We start from the raw sequence: 18,550 nt of genomic DNA on the forward strand, positions 1-18,550 counted from the left end.
GCCGTGCGGCAGCTCACGCTCGACCTCGGACTGGCCCCGCTGCCGACGCTGGAGGCATTCTGCGCCGACGGCAACGAGGCGGCGCTGGCGGCGCTGCGGCAGTGGCTGCAGGAGCGGCCGGCCGCGCCGCTGTACCTCTGGGGGCCGCCGGGCAGCGGCAAGACGCATCTGCTGCGCGCCGCGGCGCTGGCGCTGGCCGAGGCCGGCGAGCGCAGCGGCTGGCTGGACGCGCAGGCGGCGCCGCAGCCGTTCGACGACGGCTGGGCGGCGGTGCTGCTGGACGACGTGCACGCCTACGATGCGGCGCGGCAGGCCGCGGCGTTCAACTGGTTCGTCAACGCGCAGGCGCCGGCCTGCGGTGCACCGCGGCCGGTGCTGGCGGCCGCCGACCGTCCCCCGGCCGACCTGTCGTTGCGCGACGACCTGCGCAGCCGGCTGGCCTGGGGCCAGGTGCACGCGCTGCAGCCGCTGTCCGAGTCGGCCTGCCGCGCGGTGCTGCGGCGCGCCGCGCGCGCGCGCGGCTTCGAGCTGGCCGAGGAGGTGCTGGACTACGTGCTGGCGCGTTGCGCGCGCGACCTCGGCAGCCTGACCGCGCTGCTGCAGCGGCTTGACGACTACGCGCTGCGCACCCAGCGCCCGGTGACGGTGCCGCTGGTGCGCGCGATGCTGGCCGAGACCTGACGCCGATGACCATGCCCGCCGACCGCTCCCACCGGGCCACGCCGGCGCGCCGCCCCGACGGCCGCGTGCCGGTGGCGCTGTTCGACCTCGACCACACGCTGCTGCCGCTCGATTCCGACTACGAGTGGGGCGTGTTCACCACGCGCATCGGCTGGACCGATGCCGGTGAGTTCGCGCGCCGCAACGACGCCTTCTTCGCCGACTACCAGGCCGGCCGGCTCGACATCCACGCCTACGTGGCGTTCGCCACCGAGGCGCTGCGCCGGCGCACGCCGGCGGAGGCGGCGCAGGCGCACGCGCGCTTCATGGCCGAGGTGATCGAGCCGGCGCTGCGGCCGCAGGCGCGGGCGCTGGTGGCGGCGCACCAGGCGCGCGGCGAGCGCGTGGCCATCGTCACCGCCACCAACGCCTTCGTCACCGCGCCGATCGCGCGCCGCCTTGGCGTCGACGACCTCATCGCGGTGGAGCTGGAGCGTGACGCCAGCGGCTGGTTCACCGGCCGCATCGCCGGCGTGCCGTCGTTTCGCGACGGCAAGGTCGAGCGCGTCGGGCAATGGCTGGCCGCGCAGGGCCTGGACTGGGACGGCGCGCACGTGACCTTCTATTCCGATTCCACCAACGACCTGCCGCTGCTGGAGCGCGCCGACGTGCCGGTGGCCACCAACCCCGGTGCGGCGCTGCGCGCGCTGGCGCGCGCGCGCGGCTGGCGCATCCTGGACCTGTTCGAGTCCCCTCCATGATCAAGACCCTGATCGACAAGCTGTTGGACAAGACCGTGCGCCCGACCCTGCGGCGCCACCGCTTCGGCAAGCGCGAGGACGTGCCCGCCGCGGTGCACGGCATCGACCCCTCGCTGGTGGACGGCCGCGCGCTGGACGTGGTGCACACGCTCAAGCGCGCCGGCTACGAGGCCTACATCGTCGGCGGCGCGGTGCGCGACCTGCTGCTGGGCCTGCGGCCGAAGGACTTCGATGTCGCCACCAACGCCACGCCGGAGCAGGTCAAGGCGCTGTTCCGGCGCGCCTTCATCATCGGGCGGCGCTTCCGCATCGTGCACGTGGTGTTCGGCCGCGGGCGCGAGCACGAGGTGGTGGAGGTCTCCACCTTCCGCGCCTACGTCGATCCGAGCCAGGCCGAGCCGGTGGTCGGCGACGAGCGCTCCAGGCGCGCCCTGGCCGGCGTGGCGCTGGCGGTGGACGCCAGCGGCCGTGTGCTGCGCGACAACGTCTGGGGCCCGATCGAGCAGGACGCGGCGCGGCGCGACTTCACCATCAACGCGATGTACTACGACCCGGAGACGCAGACGGTGGTGGACTTCCACCACGGCATCCGGGATGCGCGCAAGCGCGTCATCCGCATGATCGGCGATCCGGCCACGCGCTACCGCGAGGACCCGGTGCGCATCATCCGCGCGGTGCGCTTCGAGGCCAAGCTCAGCCGCCTGGGCTTCAAGCTCGACGCCAGGACGCGCGCGCCGATGGCCGCGCACCTGCACCTGCTGGCCGACGTGCCACCCAGCCGGCTGTTCGACGAGATGCTCAAGCTGCTGCAGACCGGTCACGCCCTCGCCAGCATCGAGGCGCTGCGCGCCAACGGGCTGGCGCGCGGCATCTACCCGCTGCTGGACGTGGTGGTGGAGCGTGCCGACGAGCCGTTCGTGCGCGCCGCGCTGCAGGATACCGACCGCCGCGTCGCCGAGGGCAAGCCGGTGGCCGCGAGTTTCCTGCTCGCCTGCGTGCTGTGGCAGGACGTGCGCACGGCGTGGCAGCGCCGCCTGGGGCAGGGCGAGGCGGCGTTTCCGGCGCTGGCCGCAGCGGTGGACGAGGTGTTCGACGCGCGCATCGGCGACGTCTCCGGTCGCGGCAAGCTGGGCGCGGACATGCGCGAGATCTGGATGATGCAGCCGCGCTTCGACAAGCGCACCGGCAACGGCCCGTTCACGCTGGTGGAGCAGCCGCGCTACCGTGCGGGGTTCGACTTCCTGCGCCTGCGTGCCCAGGTCGGCGAAGTGGAGGAGGAGCTGGCGCACTGGTGGGAGACCTTCGCCCAGGCCGGCGAGGCGGTGCGGCGCGACATGATCGAGGCCGTGCGCCTCGAGCAGCAGCGCGCCAGGAGCGGCGGCAAGGCGCGGCGCGGCGCGCGCCACACCGAGGCCGCCGAGGGTGACGCGTCCGTGGCGGCGGCGCCCGCCGCGCCGGATGCGCCGGCCGCCGGAGCGGGGCCGGATGGTGCCGCGCCGGCGCGCAAGCGTCGCCGCCGGCGCCGCAAGCCCAAGGCCGACGGCGGCGAGGGCGCGTCCCCTGCGGCGGGCGACGGAGCGCCCGATGCCTGAGGGCGGGGGCGTGCCGCGTCCCGAGGTCGAGGTCTTCGTCGGGCTCGGGGCCAACCTGGGCGACGCCGCGGGGCAGGTGCGCCAGGCGCTGGCGTGGCTGGACGAGCTGCCCGGCACGCGCGTGTGCGCCGCCTCGCGCCTGTGGCGCAGCGCGCCGGTCGAAGCCGACGGACCGGACTACTGCAACGCGGTGGCGCGGCTGGCCACGACGCTGACCGCGCCGGCGCTGCTGGCGGCGCTGCAGGCGCTGGAGGCGCGCGCCGGCCGTCAGCGCCCGTACCGCAACGCGCCGCGCACGCTGGACCTCGACCTGCTGCTCTACGGCGCCGGGCGCATCGATTCGCCTTGGTTGACGGTGCCGCATCCGCGTCTGGCGCAGCGCGCCTTCGTGCTGGTGCCGCTGGCCGAGGTGGCGCCGCAGCGCGTGCCACCTGCCGCGCTGCGCGCGGTGGCCGACCAGCAGCTGCGGCCGTGGGATTGACCGGCGCGGCACTGCCGACCGGTGTTCAGGGTGTGAACCGCCGGCCGCGCAGCCCCGGACCGGGGCTGGTCAGTAGTGGTAGCGCAGTTGCGCGATCCACAGCGCGTCGCCCTCGACCCGGTAGACGATGCGGTGTTCGTCGCTCAGGCGGCGAGACCACCAGCCCGCCAGCGCGTGCTTGAGCGGCCCAGGCTTGCCGATGCCGGTGAAAGGGTCGCGTTGGATCTCCCGCATCAGGCGGTTGAGCGTTCCAGCATGCGCCGGTCATGCTGCTGCCAGTGCAGGTAGTCCTCCCATGCCGCCTCGGCGAAGACGAGCTTCATTCGGCCAGCGCGCGCTCGCGTCCGCCCCCCGCCTCCAGCTGTGCGATGGCCCCCAGCAGCCGCCGGGCATTGGCCGGGCTGCGCAGCAGGTGCGCGGTCTCTTCCAGGGCGTGGTAGTCCTCCAGCGACAGCATGACCACGGAGGGCTCTCCCCACCGGGTGATGATGACCGGCGCATGGTCGTTGCAGACCCGCTCCATCGTACGGGCCAGCTGGGCGCGGGCGGTCGAACAGGGAATGGCGTCCATCGTGGAGTGTCGTGGAAGACCGCAGGATCGTACGTTTGAGGCTGGCCACGGTCCAGCAGGAAGTGGGACGGGGCAGTGCGCGACGCCCCCCGTTCAGGGAGCCAGCCGCTCACGGATCCAGCGGCCGTCCTCCAGGCGGTAGCGCAGCCGGTCGTGCAGGCGGCTCTTGCGGCCCTGCCAGAACTCCCAGCGGTCGGGCCTGAGGCGATAGCCGCCCCAGTGCGGCGGCCGCGGCGGATCCATCAGGAACTGCGCCGCGTAGCGCGCCGCGTTGGCCACCAGCACCGCGCGGCTGTCGATCACCTGGCTCTGCGGGCTGGCCCAGGCGCCGATGCGGTGGTCCAGCGGCCGGCTGGCGAAATAGGCGTCGCTTTCCTCCGCGCTGACCTTCTCGACCACGCCCTCGATGCGCACCACGCGCTCCAGCTCCACCCAGTGGAACTGCAGCGCCGCGTAGGGATTGCCGGCCAGCTCGCGGCCCTTGCGGCTGTCGTAGTTGGTGTACCAGACGAGGCCGCGCTCGTCGTAGCCCTTGATCAGCACCACGCGGGTGCTGGGGCGCAGGTCGCTGCCGACGGTGGCCAGCGTCATCGCGTTGGGCTCGGGCAGCTCGGCGCGGATGGCCTCGTGCAGCCACTGGTCGAACTGGCGCAGCGGGTCGGCGTGCGAGGCTTCCTCGCTCAGCTCGGCCCGCTCGTAACTCTTGCGCAGCGCGGCGATGTCCATGGCCCGCCAAGTATCGCATGCGTGGCGTGCCCGGGCGCGGGATAATCGGACGATGGAGACGGAAGGCGACTTTCACGACTGGGTCGACCTCGAGGCGCTGGCGCGTGCCGGCGAGCCGCTGGCCGGCGTGCAGCCGATCGAGCGGCTGGCGCGCGTGCGTGCCGAGGCGCCGCAGCTGGATGCGCGCCACCATGCCGGCGTGGCCTGGCAGGCGCGCGCCGAGTGGCGCGAGGCGCCGCCTGCGGTGGCGGCTGCGCTGCGCCTGCTGGGTGGGGCAGCGGCTGCGCGGCAGCTGTGGCTGCACCTGCGGGTGCGCGGCGAGGTGCCGCTGGTGTGTCAACGCTGCCTGGAGCCGTACTGGCAGCCGCTGGAGGTGGACCGCTGGTTCCGCTTCGTCGCCGATGAGGCTACCGCCGCTGCCGAGGATGAGCGCTGCGAGGAGGATCTGCTGGTGGCCAGCGGGCCGCGCTTCGATCTGCGCGGGTTGATCGAGGACGAGCTGCTGCTGGCCGCGCCGCTGGTGCCGATGCACGAGCACTGTCCGGTGCCGCTGCCGCTGGCCGCCGGCGACAGGCTCGGCGCGGTCGACGCCGCCCCCGCCGAGGAGCCGGCCGCGCGCACGCCGCTTGCGGTGCTGGCTGCGCTCAAGCGTGGCGGTGGGCTATAATCAAGAGTTTCGTCGAATTCCGATATCCGACTACCCAGGAGCCTTCCATGGCCGTCCAGCAGAACAAGAAGTCGCCGTCCAAGCGCGGCATGCACCGTTCGCACCAGGCGCTTGCCGCGCCCGGCATCGCCGTGGAGCCGACCACCGGCGAAGTCCACCTGCGCCACCACATCAGCCCCAACGGCTTCTACCGCGGCCGCCAGGTCCTCAAGCCCAAGTCGGCCAGCTGATCGCGCCGCGGGCGTGGGCGACGGCGCACGCCCGGACCCCGATCCCGATCGTGATCCGCATCGCCGTCGACTGCATGGGGGGCGACCACGGCCCGGCGGTCACGCTGCCGGCCTGCGCCGCCTTCCTGGCCCGCCACCCTGACGCGCAGCTGGCGCTGGTCGGCCGGCCGGAGGCCCTGCAGCCTCTGCCGGCGGGTTTGGTCGGCGAGCGCTGCTCGGTCGTGCCTGCCACCGAGGTGGTGGCGATGGATGATCCCGTCGAGGTGGCGCTGCGGCGCAAGCGCGACTCCTCGATGCGCGTGGCCATCGAGCAGGTGCGTGACGGGCTGGCCGATGCGGCCGTGTCGGCCGGCAACACCGGGGCGCTGATGGCGATCGCGCGCTACGTGCTCAAGACGCTGGAGGGCATCGACCGTCCGGCCATCGCCACCCAGATCCCCAACGTCACCGGCGGCGCCACCACGATGCTGGACCTCGGCGCCAACGTCGACTGCAGCGCCGAGCACCTGCTGCAGTTCGCCCTGATGGGTTCGGCGCTGGTGGCGGCCACCAGCGGTCGTGCGCGCCCCAGCGTCGGCCTGCTCAACATTGGCGAGGAGGTCATCAAGGGCAACGACGTCATCAAGCGCGCCGGCCAGCTGCTGCGCGAGGCCGCCGCCCGCGGTGACCTCAACTTCCACGGCAACGTGGAGGGCAACGACATCTTCAAGGGTACCACCGACATCGTCGTCTGCGACGGTTTCGTCGGCAACGTGGCGCTGAAGACCAGCGAGGGCCTGGCGGCGATGGTGGGCACGCTGCTGCGGCAGGAGTTCGAGCGCAGCCTGTACTCGCGCGCCGTGGCGCTGCTGGCCCTGCCGGTGCTGCAGCGCTTCAAGCGGCGCGTCGACCATCGCCGCTACAACGGTGCGGCGCTGCTGGGTCTGCGCGGGCTGGTGTTCAAGAGCCACGGCGCAGCCGATGCCTTCGCGTTCGAGCAGGCGCTGGCGCGTGCGTATGATGCGGCCCGCGTCCGGCTGCTGGAGCGGGTGCGCGCCGGCATCGCGCACGCCGCGCCGCTGCTGCGCGCCTCGCCGGCGGGCGAGCCCGCCGCCTCCTGACCCTCCTCATGGCCCGCTCATGAGCGCATCGATGACCCTGTACAGCCGCATCACCGGCACCGGCGGCCACCTGCCGGCGCGCCGTCTGACCAACGACGACATCGCCGCCCTGCTGGCCGCGCGCGGCCAGCAGACCAGCGACGCCTGGATCGTCGAGCGCACGGGCATTCGAGCGCGCCACTTCGCCGCCGAGGGCGAGATGGCCAGCGACCTGGCGCTGCAGGCCAGCCTGAAGGCGCTGGCCGCCGCCGGCCGCCAGCCGCACGAGGTGGACCTGATCGTCGTGGCGACCTCCACGCCGGACATGGTCTTTCCGTCCACCGCCACGATCCTGCAGCGCAAGCTGCACGAGGCGGCGCAGGCCGCCGGCGCTCACGGGCCGATCGGCGCCGCCGCGTTCGACGTGCAGGCGGTGTGCACCGGCTTCATCTACGCGCTGACGGTGGCCGATGCGCTGATTCGCACCGGCAGCGCGCGCCGCGCGCTGGTGGTGGGCGCGGAGGTGTTCTCGCGCATCCTCGACTTCGACGACCGCACCACCTGCGTGCTGTTCGGCGACGGCGCCGGCGCCGTGGTGCTGGAGGCCGTGGAGCACGACGGCCAGGGTCCCGGGGTGCTGGCCACCGACCTGCACGCCGACGGGCGCCACACCGGCATCCTGTGCGTGCCGGGCACGGTGGCCGGCGGCCAGGTGCTGGGCGAGCCGCTGCTGCGCATGGACGGGCAGGCGGTGTTCAAGCTGGCGGTGGGCGTGCTGGAGGAGACCGCGCGCGCCACGCTGGCCAAGGCCGGCAAGACCGAGGCCGATGTCGACTGGCTGATCCCGCACCAGGCCAACATCCGCATCATGCAAAGCACGGCTCGCAAGCTCAAACTGCCGCTGGAGCGGGTCGTCGTGACCGTCGATCAGCACGGCAACACCTCGGCGGCGTCGATTCCGCTGGCGCTGGACCACGCGGTGCGCGCCGGGCAGGTGCGCCCGGGCCAGTTGCTGCTGCTGGAGGGGGTGGGCGGCGGCTTCACGTGGGGTTCGGCGCTGGTGCGCTACTGATACTGGTTCTCCGCACGACACACAGGCAAGGAGACGGCCTTGAAGACTTTCGCGTTCGTCTTTCCCGGACAAGGTTCGCAGTCGGTTGGCATGCTCGATGCCTGGGGCGACCACCCGGTGGTGCGCGCCACGCTGCAGGAGGCCTCCGATGCGCTCGGCGAGGACCTGGGGCGCCTGATCCACGAGGGGCCGAAGGAGGCGCTGGCGCTGACCACCAACACGCAGCCGGTGATGCTGGTGGCGGGCGTGGCGGCCTGGCGCGTCTGGAAGGCCGAGGGTGGAGCGGATCCGGTCGCCGTGGCCGGCCACTCGCTGGGCGAGTATTCGGCGCTGGTGGCCGCAGGGGCCCTGACGCTGGCGCAGGCCGCGCCGCTGGTGCGGCTGCGCGCGCAGGCCATGCAGCAGGCGGTGCCGGTGGGCGCCGGCGCGATGGCCGCCATCCTCGGGTTGGACGCCGAGGCGGTACGCGCCGGCTGCGCCGAGGCGCAGGCCGCCTTCGCGCCGGACAGCGGCGAGGTCGTCGAGGCGGTCAACTTCAACGACCCGGCGCAGACCGTGATCGCCGGCTCCAAGGCGGCGGTGGACAAGGCCTGCGAAGTGCTCAAGGCGCGCGGCGCCAAGCGCGCGCTGCCGCTGCCGGTGTCGGCGCCGTTCCACTCCAGCCTGATGCGGCCGGCGGCCGAGGCGCTGCGCGCGGCGCTGGCCGAGGTGGAGATCAAGGTGCCGGCGATTCCGGTCGTCAACAACATCGACGTGGCGGTGGAGACCGACCCGGCGCGCATCCGCGACGCGCTGGTGCGTCAGGCCGCCGGTCCGGTGCGCTGGGTGGAGTGCGTGCAGGCGTTGCGCGCGCGCGGCGCGCAGGCCATCGTCGAGTGCGGCCCGGGCAAGGTGCTGCTCGGGCTGACGCGGCGCATCGCGCCGGAGCTGGCGGCGGCGGCGCTGTACGACCCGGCCACGTTGAGCGAGGTCCAGGCGCTGCTGGCGGACTGAGCCGGGCGCCACCCCACTTCCCATTCTCTTCACCGCAGGATCGATCCCCATGTCCGAACCCACCTTCCAGGGGCAGGTCGCGCTGGTCACCGGCGCCTCGCGCGGCATTGGCGCGGCCATCGCGCGTGAGCTGGCCGGCCGCGGCGTGCGCGTCATCGGCACCGCCACCACCGAGGAGGGCGCGCAGCGCATCACGCAGGCGCTGGCCGCCTTCGAGGGTTGCCGCGGCGCGCGGCTCGACGTCAACGACGCCCCGGCCGCCGAGGCGCTGGTGGAGGCCATCGCCAAGGAGCACGGCGCGCTGCACATCCTGGTCAACAACGCCGGCATCACGCGCGATACGCTGGCCATGCGCATGAAGGACGAGGACTGGGACGCGGTGCTCGACACCAACCTCAAGGCGGTGTTTCGCCTGTGCCGCGCCGCGATCCGTCCGATGATGAAGCAGCGCTATGGCCGCATCGTCAACATCACGAGCGTGGTGGGCGCCGCCGGCAACCCCGGCCAGGCCAACTACGCCGCTGCCAAGGCGGGGCTGGCCGGCATGACCCGCGCGCTGGCGCGCGAGCTGGGCAGCCGGCGCATCACGGTCAACTGCGTGGCGCCGGGCTTCATCGAGACCGACATGACCGCCAGCCTCCCCCCGGAGCAGCAGCAGGCGCTGCTGGCCCAGATTCCGCTGGGGCACTTGGGCAAGCCGGCCGACGTGGCGCACGCGGTGGCGTTCCTGGCCAGCCCGCAGGCCGGCTACATCACCGGCCAGGAGCTGCACGTCAACGGCGGGATGTTCATGGCCTGACACCGGCGCAGGCGCGGGCCCGCCGCCGCGGGCGGGCCGCTACAATGCCGGGGCTTTTTCCAACCACCCGACGAGGGAACCCATGAGCGACATCGAAGCACGCGTCAAGAAGATCATCGCCGAGCAGCTCGGCGTGGAGGAGAGCCAGGTGACCCCCGAGAAGGCGTTCGTCGCCGACCTGGGCGCCGACTCCCTCGACACCGTGGAGCTGGTGATGGCCCTCGAGGACGAGTTCGGTATCGAGATCCCCGACGAGGACGCCGAGAAGATCACCACCGTCCAGCAGGCGATCGACTACGCCAAGGCCCACTACAAGGGCTGATGCGCCGATGAGCCGCCGCCGCGTCGTCGTGACCGGCCTGGGCTGTGTCAGCCCCGTGGGCAACACGGTGGCCGAGGCCTGGGCCAACCTGCTCGCCGGCCGCTCGGGCATCGACCGCATCACCAAGTTCGATGCCAGCGGCTTTGCCTGCCAGATCGCGGGCGAGGTGCGCAACTTCGACATCGGTGCGTACCTGCCGCCGAAGGAGGCGCGCACCATGGACACCTTCATCCACTACGGGCTGGCTGCCGCCGCGCAGGCCGTGGCCGACGCCGGCCTGCCCACGGGGGAGGCGCTGTCGGAGGAGGAAGCCTGCCGCATCGGCTGCGTGATCGGCTCGGGCATCGGCGGTCTGCCGCTGATCGAGGCCACGCACAGCGAACTCGTCACGCGCGGCCCGCGGCGCATCTCGCCGTTCTTCGTGCCGGCCTCGATCATCAACATGGTCGCCGGTCACGTCTCGATGCGCTTCGGCTTCAAGGGGCCCAACCTCGCGGTGGTGACGGCCTGCACCACCGGCCTGCACTGCATCGGCGAAGGTGCGCGCCTGATCCAGTACGGCGACGCCGACGTGGTCATCGCCGGCGGGGCGGAGGCCACCGTCTCGCCGCTGGGCATCGGCGGCTTTGCCGCGATGCGCGCGCTGTCCACCCGCAACGATGCGCCGCAGGCGGCCTCGCGCCCGTTCGACAAGGACCGCGACGGCTTCGTGCTCGGCGAGGGTGCCGGGGTGCTGGTGCTGGAGGAATACGAGCGCGCCCGTGCGCGCGGAGCGCGCATCTACGCCGAGCTGGCCGGCTACGGCATGAGCGCCGACGCCGGCCACATGACCGCGCCCAACATGGATGGTCCGCGCCGCGCGATGCTCAACGCGCTGCGCGACGCCGGTGTCAACCCCGACGAGGTCGACTACCTCAACGCCCACGGGACCTCCACCCCGCTGGGCGACGTCAACGAGACCAACGCGATCAAGGCGGCGCTGGGTGAGCAGGCGCGCCGCGTCGTGGTCAGCTCCACCAAGTCGATGACCGGGCACCTGCTCGGCGGCGCCGGCGGGCTGGAGAGTGTCTTCACCGTGCTGGCGGTGCACCACCAGAAGATCCCGCCCACCATCAACCTCGACCAGCCCGACCCGGCGTGCGACCTCGACTACTGCGCCCACACCGCGCGGGACGCCACCGTCCGGGTCGCGCTGAAGAACAACTTCGGCTTCGGCGGCACCAACGGCACGCTGGTGTTCCGCCGCATCTGAGGAAGGGCGGCGATGCGGCCCGCGGCGGCCGTGCGGCACCCGGCCCGGACGTGGCGACCGCCGCTGGCGCTGGTTCTGGCGACGGCGACCGTGGCCGCCGCGGTGTGGGGGCGCTGGGCGTGGCTGCGGCCCGATCTGCCGCCGGCGTGGTGGGCGGGGGCCGTGCTCGGGCTGGTCTGGCTCGGCGTGGCGCTGGCGCAGGCGCGGCGGCAGGGTGAACCGGGCGAATTGGTCTGGGATCCCGCTTCGCCGGACGGCGGCCAGGGCTGGCTCTGGCAGCCGGTCGGCCGCGCCCGCCCGCAGGCGCTGCAGGCGCCGCAGGTGGCATGGCGCGGCGCCGCGGGGGTGCTGGTGTGCGCGCGTCGCGCCGCCGATGGCGCGCCGCTGCGCTGCTGGTGCCCGGCGCAGCAGGGTGACGGGCCTGCGCTGCGGCGCGCGCTGGCCGCCACTGGCGCGCCGCCGCCATCCGCTATAGTCGGCGCGCGGCGCACGTCATGAACGATCCCGTCTCCCGCCCCCCCTCCGATGCCGACGCCCTGCTGGTGCAGCGGGCGCTGGCCGGCGACGCGCGCGCCTTCGAGCTGCTGGTGATCAAGTACCAGCGGCGCGTCGAGCGGCTGATCGGTCGCCTGGTGCGCGACGCCGACCTGGTCCAGGACCTGGCGCAGGAGACCTTCGTGCGCGCCTGGCGCGCGCTGCCCCAGTTCCGCGGCGACGCCCAGTTCTACACGTGGCTGTACCGCATCGCGGTCAACACCGCCAAGAAGGCGCTGCAGGAGCTCAAGCGCGATCCCATCGTGACGATGAGCGCGCTGCAGGCGGCCGACGACGGCGACGAAACTTCCCACCCGGAGCTGGAACTAACGGCGCAGATGGCCGACGCCGAAACCCCCGACGCGGTGCTGGCCAGCAAGGAGATCGCGCAGGCCGTGCAGGCCGCGGTGGAGGCGTTGCCGCCGGAGCTGGCGCAGGCCATCACGTTGCGCGAGATCGACGGATTGAGCTACGAGGAGATCGCGCAGGCGCTGGGCTGCCCGATCGGCACGGTGCGCTCGCGCATCTTCCGCGCGCGCGAGGCGATTTCGGCGCGCATCAAGCCGCTGCTGGAGCGCCAGTCCGGCAAGCGGTGGTGACGGCGGGGTGGCGGCGCAGCGGGGTGACCGACGAGATGAAGACCATGGACACCATGACCAGAACCGAGGCGGCCCGGCCGGCCGCCAGTGCAGCCGCGCGCGGTGCCGGCTGGTCGGCGCTGTTCGACGGCGAGTGCACGGGCGAGGAGCTGGAGGCGCTGCTGGCCGAGGACGATGTGGCGCGGCGCGAGGCGGTGTGGGACGCCTACCGCTGCATCGGCGAGGCGCTGAGGGCTCGGGAGGCGGCACAGCCCGCCGCGGCCGATCCGGCCTTCGTGCGTGCGGTGATGGCGCGCGTGCAGGCCGAGCCGCACGCCCCGGCGGCGCCGCGCGTGCAGCGCCGCACCGACCTGCCGCCGGCGGCCAACGCCGCGCTGTGGCGCTGGCGCGCGGTGGCGGGCGTGGCCGCGCTGGCGGCGGTGGTGGCACTGCTGTGGCCGCAGCTGGCGCCGCAGGGCGGCGCGGCGCAGCTGGCCGCCGCGCCCGTCCCTGCGGCCGCCGGGTCCGCCGGCGCGCCGGCGCCCGCCCGCGACGCCCGGCTGGAGGAACTGATGGCGGCCCACCGCTCCTGGGGCAGTGCCTCGGCGCTCAACGCGCCGGGCGGCTTCCTGCGCACCGTGGCCTACGAGGTACCTGGGCGGTGACGGCGGGCATCCCCATGGGACAGGCAGGCGCCCGCCGCGGCCGCGCGCGGCGCCTGCTGCTGGGCGCGCTGCTGGCGCTGGGGCTGGGCGCGCCGCTGGCGCGCGCGGCCGAACCGGCGCCGCCGGCGCTGTCGGTGCAGGGCTGGATCGAGCGCCTGCACGAGGCCACGCGCCAGCGCGCCTACAGCGGCACGTTCGTCGTCACCCGTGGCGACGACGTCGTCGCGGCGCGCGTGGTGCACGTCTGCGACGGTCAGCGCCAGATCGAGCGCATCGAGAGCCTGAGCGGCCCGGCGCGCGTGACCTGGCGGCTGGACGACGAGGTGTTGACGCTGTGGCCGCAGCAGCAGACGGTGCTGCGCGAGCGGCGCGAGACGCTGCGCCTCTTTCCCGGCCCGCTGAAGGTGCCCGGCGTGCGCGTCGACGAGCATTACCGCGCCGAGGTGCGCGGCCGCGATCGCATCGCCGGTTACGACGCCTGGGTGGTGGAGTTCGTGCCGCGCGACGCCTGGCGCTACGGTTACCGTCTGTGGTCCGAGCTGCGCACCGGGCTGGCGCTGAAGCTGCAGACGCTGGGCGCCGGCCAGCAGGTGCTGGAGCAGATGGCCTACACCGAGCTGCAGCTGGATGCCCCGCTGCGGCAGGAAGCGCTGCTGCGCCAGATGGAGGACACGCGCGGCTGGCGCACCAGTCGGCCGCAGCTGAGCCGCACCACACCGCAGGCGCAGGGGTGGCGCATCACGCCGGCGGTGCCGGGCTTCCAGTTGATGGGCTGCTGGCAGCGCGAGGGCGACGGCGGCCGCAGCCGCCCGCCGCTGCAGTGCGTGCTGTCCGACGGGCTGGCGTCGGTGTCGCTGTTCCTCGGCGGTGGCGAGCCGCCGCCGGCGGGGCTGGCGGCCGCAGGGGCGATGCAGGTGCGCACCCAGCGCAGCGGCGAGCACACGCTGGTGGCGGTCGGCGAGGCGCCGGCGGCCACCCTGGAGCGGCTGCTCGCCGGCGTCGAGCGCCTGCCTTGATTCCGTGCCGGGCGGCCCCCATCCTGGGTCGGGCCGTCCGTGTTCCCGAGCAGGGGGATTGCGACCATGTCCGACATCCACGTTGTCAACCGCCCGGCGCGCCGCTGGGCGCTGATCGTCACTTCGCTGGCAGCCGGCGCCGTGCTGGCGTGGGCCGCCGTGCAGACGCGCGCCGACGCGCAGCCCGCCGCAGCGGTCGCCATGGCCGGCGCGCCGGTCCCCGCCGCGGCCCCGGCCGCGCGCCTGACCGGCCTGCCCGACTTCACCGTGCTGGTGGAGGAGGTCGGCCCCTCCGTGGTCAACATCCGCACCGTCGAGCGCGTCGCCGTCGGCCGCGCGCAGCCCGGCACGCCCGATGAGCAGATGCTGGAGTTCTTCCGCCGTTTCGGCATCCCGCTGCCTCCCGGCGCGGTGCCGCGCGGCCCGGGCCCGCGCGACGACGACGAACGCGGCCCGCAGCGGCGCCAGCGCGGCGTCGGCTCCGGCTTCGTCTACGGCGCCGACGGCTACATCCTGACCAATGCGCACGTGGTGGAGGGGGCCGACGAGGTCATCGTCACGCTGGCCGACAAGCGCGAGTTCAAGGCGCGCGTGGTCGGCGCCGACAAGCGCACCGACGTGGCGCTGGTCAAGATCGACGCCACGGGCCTGAAGCCCGTGCGCATCGGGGACGTCGAGCGGCTCAAGGTCGGCGAGTGGGTGATGGCGATCGGCTCGCCGTTCGGGCTGGACAACACCGTCACCGCCGGCATCGTCAGCGCCAAGCAGCGCGAGACCGGCGACTTCCTGCCGTTCATCCAGACCGACGTGGCGATCAACCCCGGCAACTCCGGCGGGCCGCTGATCAACATGCGCGGCGAGGTGGTCGGCATCAACAGCCAGATCTACTCGCGCTCCGGGGGCTTCATGGGCATCAGCTTCGCCATCCCGATCGACGAGGCGGTGCGCGTGGCCGAGCAGCTCAAGGCGCACGGCAAGGTCACGCGCGGGCGCATCGGCGTGGCCATCGAGCCGGTGGACAAGGAGCTGGCGGAGTCGCTCGGCCTGCCGCAGGCCGGCGGGGCGCTGGTGCGCGGGGTCGAGGAGGGTTCGCCGGCGGCCAAGGCCGGCCTGGAGCCGGGCGACATCATCCTGCGCTTCGACGGCAAGGCGATCGACAAGTCGGTCGATCTGCCGCGCATCGTCGGCAACACCCGCCCCGGCACGCAGGCCAAGGTGGAGGTCTGGCGCCGCGGCGCCACGCGCACGCTGACGGTGACGGTGGGCACCTTCGAGGAGGAGCAGACCGCCGCCGCCTCCAGCCGGCCGGAGCCGGCCAAGGCCGGCCCGCTGGGGCTGACGGTGCGCGAACTGACCGCCGCCGAGCGGCGCGAGCTCAAGGTCAGCGGCGGCGTGCGCGTGGTGGAGGCCAGCGGCCCGGCGGCCGCCGCCGGTCTGCGGCCCGACGACGTCATCGTCGGGCTGGGCAACCAGCCGGTCGGCAGCGTGGCCGACTTCGAGCGCATCGCCGGCGGCTGGCCCAAGGGCCGCGCCGTCACCGTGCTGATCCGCCGCGGCGAGTGGGCGCAGTGGGTGCTGGTGCGGCCTTGACCGCCGCCCGGTGTCCTGCGGCCGCTGGCCCTACAATGGCGGGTTGACCGTTGCCGCAGGGCGCGCTGCGGGGCCTGCATGCCTGCGCCAGCGCGCCTTCGTCTTTTGCCATGAAGCACATCCGCAACTTCTCCATCATCGCGCACATCGACCACGGCAAGAGCACGCTGGCCGACCGCCTGATCGCGCGCTGCGGGGGCCTGAGCGAGCGCGAGATGACCGAGCAGGTGCTCGACTCCATGGAGCTGGAGAAGGAGCGCGGCATCACCATCAAGGCGCAGACCGCGGCGCTGCAGTACACCGCGCGCGACGGGCAGACCTACAACCTCAACCTGATCGACACGCCCGGCCACGTGGACTTCTCCTACGAGGTCAGCCGGTCGCTGTCGGCCTGCGAGGGCGCGCTGCTGGTGGTCGACGCCAGCCAGGGCGTGGAGGCGCAGACGGTGGCCAACTGCTACACCGCGCTGGACCTGGGGGTGGAGGTGCTGCCCGTCCTCAACAAGATGGATCTGCCGCAGGCCGACCCCGAGCGCGCCAGGCAGGAGATCGAGGACGTCATCGGGCTGGACGCCTCGGAGGCGATCCCGTGCTCGGCCAAGACCGGCATGGGCATCGACGAGATCCTGGAGGCGATCGTGGCCAAGGTGCCGCCGCCGCGCGGCAACCCCGACGGCCCGCTGCGCGCGATGATCATCGACTCCTGGTTCGACAACTACGTCGGCGTCGTGATGCTGGTGCGGGTGGTCGACGGCAAGCTCGACCGCGGTGACCGCATCCGCCTGATGGCCACCGGGGCCACCTACCAGGTCGAGAAGCTCGGCGTCTTCACGCCGGCCAACCAGCCGCGCGAGACGCTGCACGCCGGCGAGGTCGGCTACGTGATCGCCGGCATCAAGGAACTGAAGGCCGCGCGCGTCGGCGACACCGTCACCTCGTTCAAGACCTCCAGCGGTGCCAACCTGCCGGCGGCCACCGAGCCGCTGCCCGGCTTCAAGGAGGTGCAGCCGATGGTGTTCGCCGGGCTGTACCCCACCGAGGCGAGCGAATACGACGCGCTGCGCGACGCGCTGGAAAAGCTCAAGCTCAACGACGCCTCGCTGCACTTCGAGCCGGAAGTGTCGCAGGCGCTGGGCTTCGGCTTTCGCTGCGGGTTCCTGGGCCTGCTGCACATGGAGATCGTGCAGGAGCGGCTGGAGCGCGAGTTCGACCAGGACCTCATCACCACCGCGCCCAGCGTCGTCTACCAGGTCGTCAAGGGCGACGGCGAGGTCATCGAGGTCGAAAACCCCTCCAAGATGCCCGATCCGGGCCGCATCCAGGAGATCCGCGAGCCCATCGTCACCGTGCACATCTACGTGCCGCAGGACTACGTCGGGCCGGTGATGACGCTATGCAACCAGAAGCGCGGCGTGCAGCTCAACATGGCCTACCACGGCAAGCAGGTGCTGCTGACCTACGACCTGCCGCTGGCGGAGATCGTGCTGGACTTCTTCGACAAGCTCAAGTCGGTCAGCCGCGGCTACGCGTCGATGGACTACGAGTTCAAGGAGTACCGGCCGTCCGACGTCGTCAAGGTCGACATCCTGCTCAACGGCGACAAGGTCGATGCGCTGTCGATCATCGTGCACCGCAGCCAGGCGCAGCAGCGCGCGCGCGCCGTGGTGCAGAAGATGCGCGAGATCATCAGCCGCCAGCAGTTCGACGTGGCCATCCAGGCGGCGATCGGCGCGCAGATCATCGCGCGCGAGACCGTCAAGGCGCTGCGCAAGAACGTGCTGGCCAAGTGCTACGGCGGTGACGTCACGCGCAAGCGCAAGCTGCTGGAAAAGCAGAAGGCCGGCAAGAAGCGCATGAAGCAGATCGGCACCGTCGAGGTGCCGCAGGAGGCGTTCCTCGCCATCCTGCAGGTGGAGGAATCATGAACGACCGCACCATGGCCACGCTGACCGGCGTGGTGCTGGCCGCCTTCGGCGCCTACGGCGCGGCCTGGGCGTCGGGCGTGGTGGAGGGCAACTTCGCGGTGCTGCTGCTGGCCGCGGTGGTCACCACCGGCGTCTATTGGGTGGCCGAGAAGCTGGTCTTCCTGCCGCGGCGCCGCGCCGCCGCCGAGGCGGCGGTGCAGCAGCTGCGCGCGCGCGTGGCCGAGGCGCAGCGCGCCGGCCTGGCGCACGAGGCCGCCGACGAGGCCGCGCTGCGTCAGCGCCTGCTGCACCAGCCGTGGTGGCTGGACTGGACCGCCGGGCTGTTTCCGGTGATCCTGGCGGTGTTCGTGCTGCGCTCCTTCCTCTTCGAGCCGTTCAAGATTCCGTCCGGCTCGATGATCCCGACGCTGCAGGTCGGCGACCTGATCCTGGTCAACAAGTACCACTACGGCGTGCGCCTGCCGGTCGTGCACACCAAGGTGGTCGACAACCACGCACCGCAGCGCGGCGACGTCATCGTCTTTCGCTTTCCACCCAAGCCGAGCCTGGACTACATCAAGCGCGTCGTCGGCGTGCCGGGCGACGAGGTCGCCTACCTCGACAAGCGGCTCGTCATCAATGGCCAGCCGGTGCCCCGGGAGGCCGCGCCCGACTACTACGACCCCGAGGCGATGCGCTACCGCAAGCAGTTCGTCGAGCGCATCGGCGACAGGCGCGTGCACACGCTGGTGGACGACGACCATCCGGCCTTCATCCCGGCGGTGGCCGACTTTCCGTTCCGCGACCACTGCCGCTACTCGGTGGAGGGGGTGACCTGCCGCGTGCCGCCCGGCCACTACTTCGTCATGGGCGACAACCGCGACAACTCGCTCGACTCGCGCTTCTGGGGCTTCGTGCCCGAGGATCACATCGTCGGCAAGGCGTTCTTCGTGTGGATGAACTTCGGCGACCTCGGCCGTATCGGGCGCTTCGAATGAGCGCGCGAGGCGCGATTGGCGCTATCATGGCCGCGGGCGCCGCCATGGCGGCGGCGCGTG

Annotated in this window: 22 protein-coding genes; 19 read left to right on the forward strand and 3 right to left on the reverse strand. The window is 72.9% G+C overall.

All coding sequences use genetic code 11. The features are described 5' to 3' along the window. Window positions 1–3 precede the first annotated feature (3 nt). Genes hda through folK form a run of 4 tightly spaced genes read left to right on the forward strand, consistent with a single transcriptional unit; the run spans window position 4 to window position 3,494 of the window. Window positions 4–681 (forward strand): DnaA regulatory inactivator Hda, encoded by a 678-nt coding sequence (gene hda, locus Tsedi_RS06470; RefSeq protein ID WP_143894829.1) that lies wholly within the window; start codon window positions 4–6, stop codon window positions 679–681. 11 nt (window positions 682–692) lie between these two features. After that, window positions 693–1,421, forward strand: a complete 729-nt coding sequence (locus Tsedi_RS06475; protein ID WP_185970600.1) for a histidinol-phosphatase — start codon at window positions 693–695, stop codon at window positions 1,419–1,421. Beyond that, entirely contained in the window at window positions 1,418–3,013 is a 1,596-nt protein-coding gene (gene pcnB, locus Tsedi_RS06480; RefSeq protein ID WP_143894831.1) for a polynucleotide adenylyltransferase PcnB, read from the forward strand. The genes Tsedi_RS06475 and pcnB overlap by 4 nt, the downstream gene beginning before the upstream one ends. Then, on the forward strand, window positions 3,006–3,494 hold the full coding sequence (gene folK, locus Tsedi_RS06485) for a 2-amino-4-hydroxy-6-hydroxymethyldihydropteridine diphosphokinase (protein ID WP_143894834.1): 489 nt from the start codon (window positions 3,006–3,008) through the stop codon (window positions 3,492–3,494). The genes pcnB and folK overlap by 8 nt, the downstream gene beginning before the upstream one ends. Window positions 3,495–3,563: 69 nt before the next feature. Here folK and Tsedi_RS12495 read toward each other — a convergent pair whose 3' ends face one another. The 3 genes from Tsedi_RS12495 to pdxH all read right to left on the reverse strand — a co-directional run bounded on the left by Tsedi_RS12495 (window position 3,564) and on the right by pdxH (window position 4,791). Next, window positions 3,564–3,728, reverse strand: a complete 165-nt coding sequence (locus Tsedi_RS12495) for a Txe/YoeB family addiction module toxin (RefSeq protein WP_425472737.1) — start codon at window positions 3,726–3,728, stop codon at window positions 3,564–3,566. Between the two features lie 85 nt (window positions 3,729–3,813). Next, window positions 3,814–4,065 (reverse strand): type II toxin-antitoxin system Phd/YefM family antitoxin, encoded by a 252-nt coding sequence (locus Tsedi_RS06495; RefSeq protein WP_143894836.1) that lies wholly within the window; start codon window positions 4,063–4,065, stop codon window positions 3,814–3,816. A gap of 93 nt (window positions 4,066–4,158) precedes the next feature. Then, the gene (gene pdxH / locus Tsedi_RS06500; RefSeq protein WP_143894838.1) at window positions 4,159–4,791 is read right to left on the reverse strand and encodes a pyridoxamine 5'-phosphate oxidase; all 633 of its coding nucleotides are present in this window, start codon (window positions 4,789–4,791) and stop codon (window positions 4,159–4,161) included. Between the two features lie 52 nt (window positions 4,792–4,843). Here pdxH and Tsedi_RS06505 point away from each other — a divergent pair, with 52 nt between their 5' ends. The 15 genes from Tsedi_RS06505 (at window position 4,844) to lepB (ending at window position 18,490) form a co-directional block, all read left to right on the forward strand. After that, window positions 4,844–5,458 (forward strand): YceD family protein, encoded by a 615-nt coding sequence (locus Tsedi_RS06505; RefSeq protein WP_143894840.1) that lies wholly within the window; start codon window positions 4,844–4,846, stop codon window positions 5,456–5,458. A gap of 47 nt (window positions 5,459–5,505) precedes the next feature. Beyond that, window positions 5,506–5,688, forward strand: coding sequence for a 50S ribosomal protein L32 (rpmF, locus tag Tsedi_RS06510; protein ID WP_143894842.1), 183 nt, complete (start codon window positions 5,506–5,508; stop codon window positions 5,686–5,688). Window positions 5,689–5,738: 50 nt separating this feature from the next. Further along, on the forward strand, window positions 5,739–6,788 hold the full coding sequence (plsX, locus tag Tsedi_RS06515; RefSeq protein WP_143894844.1) for a phosphate acyltransferase PlsX: 1,050 nt from the start codon (window positions 5,739–5,741) through the stop codon (window positions 6,786–6,788). 31 nt (window positions 6,789–6,819) lie between these two features. Beyond that, window positions 6,820–7,839 (forward strand): beta-ketoacyl-ACP synthase III, encoded by a 1,020-nt coding sequence (locus Tsedi_RS06520; protein ID WP_143894847.1) that lies wholly within the window; start codon window positions 6,820–6,822, stop codon window positions 7,837–7,839. Between the two features lie 39 nt (window positions 7,840–7,878). Then, a complete protein-coding gene (gene fabD, locus Tsedi_RS06525) occupies window positions 7,879–8,832 on the forward strand; it encodes an ACP S-malonyltransferase (protein ID WP_143894849.1) in 954 nt (317 codons plus the stop codon). Between the two features lie 49 nt (window positions 8,833–8,881). After that, window positions 8,882–9,631, forward strand: coding sequence for a 3-oxoacyl-ACP reductase FabG (fabG, locus tag Tsedi_RS06530; protein WP_143894851.1), 750 nt, complete (start codon window positions 8,882–8,884; stop codon window positions 9,629–9,631). An 82-nt stretch (window positions 9,632–9,713) separates the two neighbouring features. After that, window positions 9,714–9,953: an acyl carrier protein gene (gene acpP, locus Tsedi_RS06535; RefSeq protein ID WP_043703749.1), complete on the forward strand. Its 240-nt coding sequence runs from the start codon at window positions 9,714–9,716 to the stop codon at window positions 9,951–9,953. Window positions 9,954–9,960: 7 nt separating this feature from the next. After that, window positions 9,961–11,205, forward strand: coding sequence for a beta-ketoacyl-ACP synthase II (fabF, locus tag Tsedi_RS06540; RefSeq protein WP_143894852.1), 1,245 nt, complete (start codon window positions 9,961–9,963; stop codon window positions 11,203–11,205). Window positions 11,206–11,217: 12 nt separating this feature from the next. Then, entirely contained in the window at window positions 11,218–11,703 is a 486-nt protein-coding gene (locus Tsedi_RS06545) for a hypothetical protein (RefSeq protein ID WP_143894854.1), read from the forward strand. Continuing rightward, window positions 11,700–12,338, forward strand: coding sequence for an RNA polymerase sigma factor RpoE (gene rpoE, locus Tsedi_RS06550; RefSeq protein WP_143894856.1), 639 nt, complete (start codon window positions 11,700–11,702; stop codon window positions 12,336–12,338). The genes Tsedi_RS06545 and rpoE overlap by 4 nt, the downstream gene beginning before the upstream one ends. A 44-nt stretch (window positions 12,339–12,382) precedes the next feature. Next, window positions 12,383–12,982 carry an RseA family anti-sigma factor gene (locus Tsedi_RS06555; protein WP_185970599.1) on the forward strand — a complete coding sequence of 200 codons (600 nt, stop codon included), beginning with the start codon at window positions 12,383–12,385 and terminating at the stop codon, window positions 12,980–12,982. Window positions 12,983–12,996: 14 nt separating this feature from the next. Continuing rightward, window positions 12,997–13,998, forward strand: coding sequence for a MucB/RseB C-terminal domain-containing protein (locus Tsedi_RS06560; protein ID WP_143894860.1), 1,002 nt, complete (start codon window positions 12,997–12,999; stop codon window positions 13,996–13,998). Between the two features lie 66 nt (window positions 13,999–14,064). Then, entirely contained in the window at window positions 14,065–15,588 is a 1,524-nt protein-coding gene (locus tag Tsedi_RS06565) for a DegQ family serine endoprotease (protein ID WP_143894862.1), read from the forward strand. 110 nt (window positions 15,589–15,698) lie between these two features. Beyond that, window positions 15,699–17,513 (forward strand): translation elongation factor 4, encoded by a 1,815-nt coding sequence (lepA, locus tag Tsedi_RS06570; RefSeq protein WP_143894863.1) that lies wholly within the window; start codon window positions 15,699–15,701, stop codon window positions 17,511–17,513. Continuing rightward, a complete protein-coding gene (gene lepB / locus Tsedi_RS06575) occupies window positions 17,510–18,490 on the forward strand; it encodes a signal peptidase I (RefSeq protein ID WP_246099195.1) in 981 nt (326 codons plus the stop codon). The genes lepA and lepB overlap by 4 nt, the downstream gene beginning before the upstream one ends. The last annotated feature ends 60 nt before the right edge of the window (window positions 18,491–18,550 follow it).

The sequence above is a fragment of the Tepidimonas sediminis genome (assembly GCF_007556605.1).
Classification (GTDB): Bacteria; Pseudomonadota; Gammaproteobacteria; order Burkholderiales; family Burkholderiaceae_C; genus Tepidimonas; species Tepidimonas sediminis.

Bases quoted from the DNA above. Each gene is read 5' to 3' on its own strand.
- Tsedi_RS06475 (WP_185970600.1), top strand. From the start codon at position 693: ATGCCCGCCGACCGCTCCCACCGGGCCACGCCGGCGCGCCGCCCCGAC.
- pcnB (WP_143894831.1), top strand. From the start codon at position 1,418: ATGATCAAGACCCTGATCGACAAGCTGTTGGACAAGACCGTGCGCCCG.
- folK (WP_143894834.1), top strand. From the start codon at position 3,006: ATGCCTGAGGGCGGGGGCGTGCCGCGTCCCGAGGTCGAGGTCTTCGTC.
- Tsedi_RS12495 (WP_425472737.1), bottom strand. From the start codon at position 3,728: ATGCGGGAGATCCAACGCGACCCTTTCACCGGCATCGGCAAGCCTGGG.
- Tsedi_RS06495 (WP_143894836.1), bottom strand. From the start codon at position 4,065: ATGGACGCCATTCCCTGTTCGACCGCCCGCGCCCAGCTGGCCCGTACG.
- pdxH (WP_143894838.1), bottom strand. From the start codon at position 4,791: ATGGACATCGCCGCGCTGCGCAAGAGTTACGAGCGGGCCGAGCTGAGC.
- Tsedi_RS06505 (WP_143894840.1), top strand. From the start codon at position 4,844: ATGGAGACGGAAGGCGACTTTCACGACTGGGTCGACCTCGAGGCGCTG.
- rpmF (WP_143894842.1), top strand. From the start codon at position 5,506: ATGGCCGTCCAGCAGAACAAGAAGTCGCCGTCCAAGCGCGGCATGCAC.
- Tsedi_RS06520 (WP_143894847.1), top strand. From the start codon at position 6,820: ATGACCCTGTACAGCCGCATCACCGGCACCGGCGGCCACCTGCCGGCG.
- fabG (WP_143894851.1), top strand. From the start codon at position 8,882: ATGTCCGAACCCACCTTCCAGGGGCAGGTCGCGCTGGTCACCGGCGCC.
- acpP (WP_043703749.1), top strand. From the start codon at position 9,714: ATGAGCGACATCGAAGCACGCGTCAAGAAGATCATCGCCGAGCAGCTC.
- fabF (WP_143894852.1), top strand. From the start codon at position 9,961: ATGAGCCGCCGCCGCGTCGTCGTGACCGGCCTGGGCTGTGTCAGCCCC.
- Tsedi_RS06545 (WP_143894854.1), top strand. From the start codon at position 11,218: ATGCGGCCCGCGGCGGCCGTGCGGCACCCGGCCCGGACGTGGCGACCG.
- rpoE (WP_143894856.1), top strand. From the start codon at position 11,700: ATGAACGATCCCGTCTCCCGCCCCCCCTCCGATGCCGACGCCCTGCTG.
- Tsedi_RS06555 (WP_185970599.1), top strand. From the start codon at position 12,383: ATGGACACCATGACCAGAACCGAGGCGGCCCGGCCGGCCGCCAGTGCA.
- Tsedi_RS06560 (WP_143894860.1), top strand. From the start codon at position 12,997: ATGGGACAGGCAGGCGCCCGCCGCGGCCGCGCGCGGCGCCTGCTGCTG.
- Tsedi_RS06565 (WP_143894862.1), top strand. From the start codon at position 14,065: ATGTCCGACATCCACGTTGTCAACCGCCCGGCGCGCCGCTGGGCGCTG.
- lepA (WP_143894863.1), top strand. From the start codon at position 15,699: ATGAAGCACATCCGCAACTTCTCCATCATCGCGCACATCGACCACGGC.
- lepB (WP_246099195.1), top strand. From the start codon at position 17,510: ATGAACGACCGCACCATGGCCACGCTGACCGGCGTGGTGCTGGCCGCC.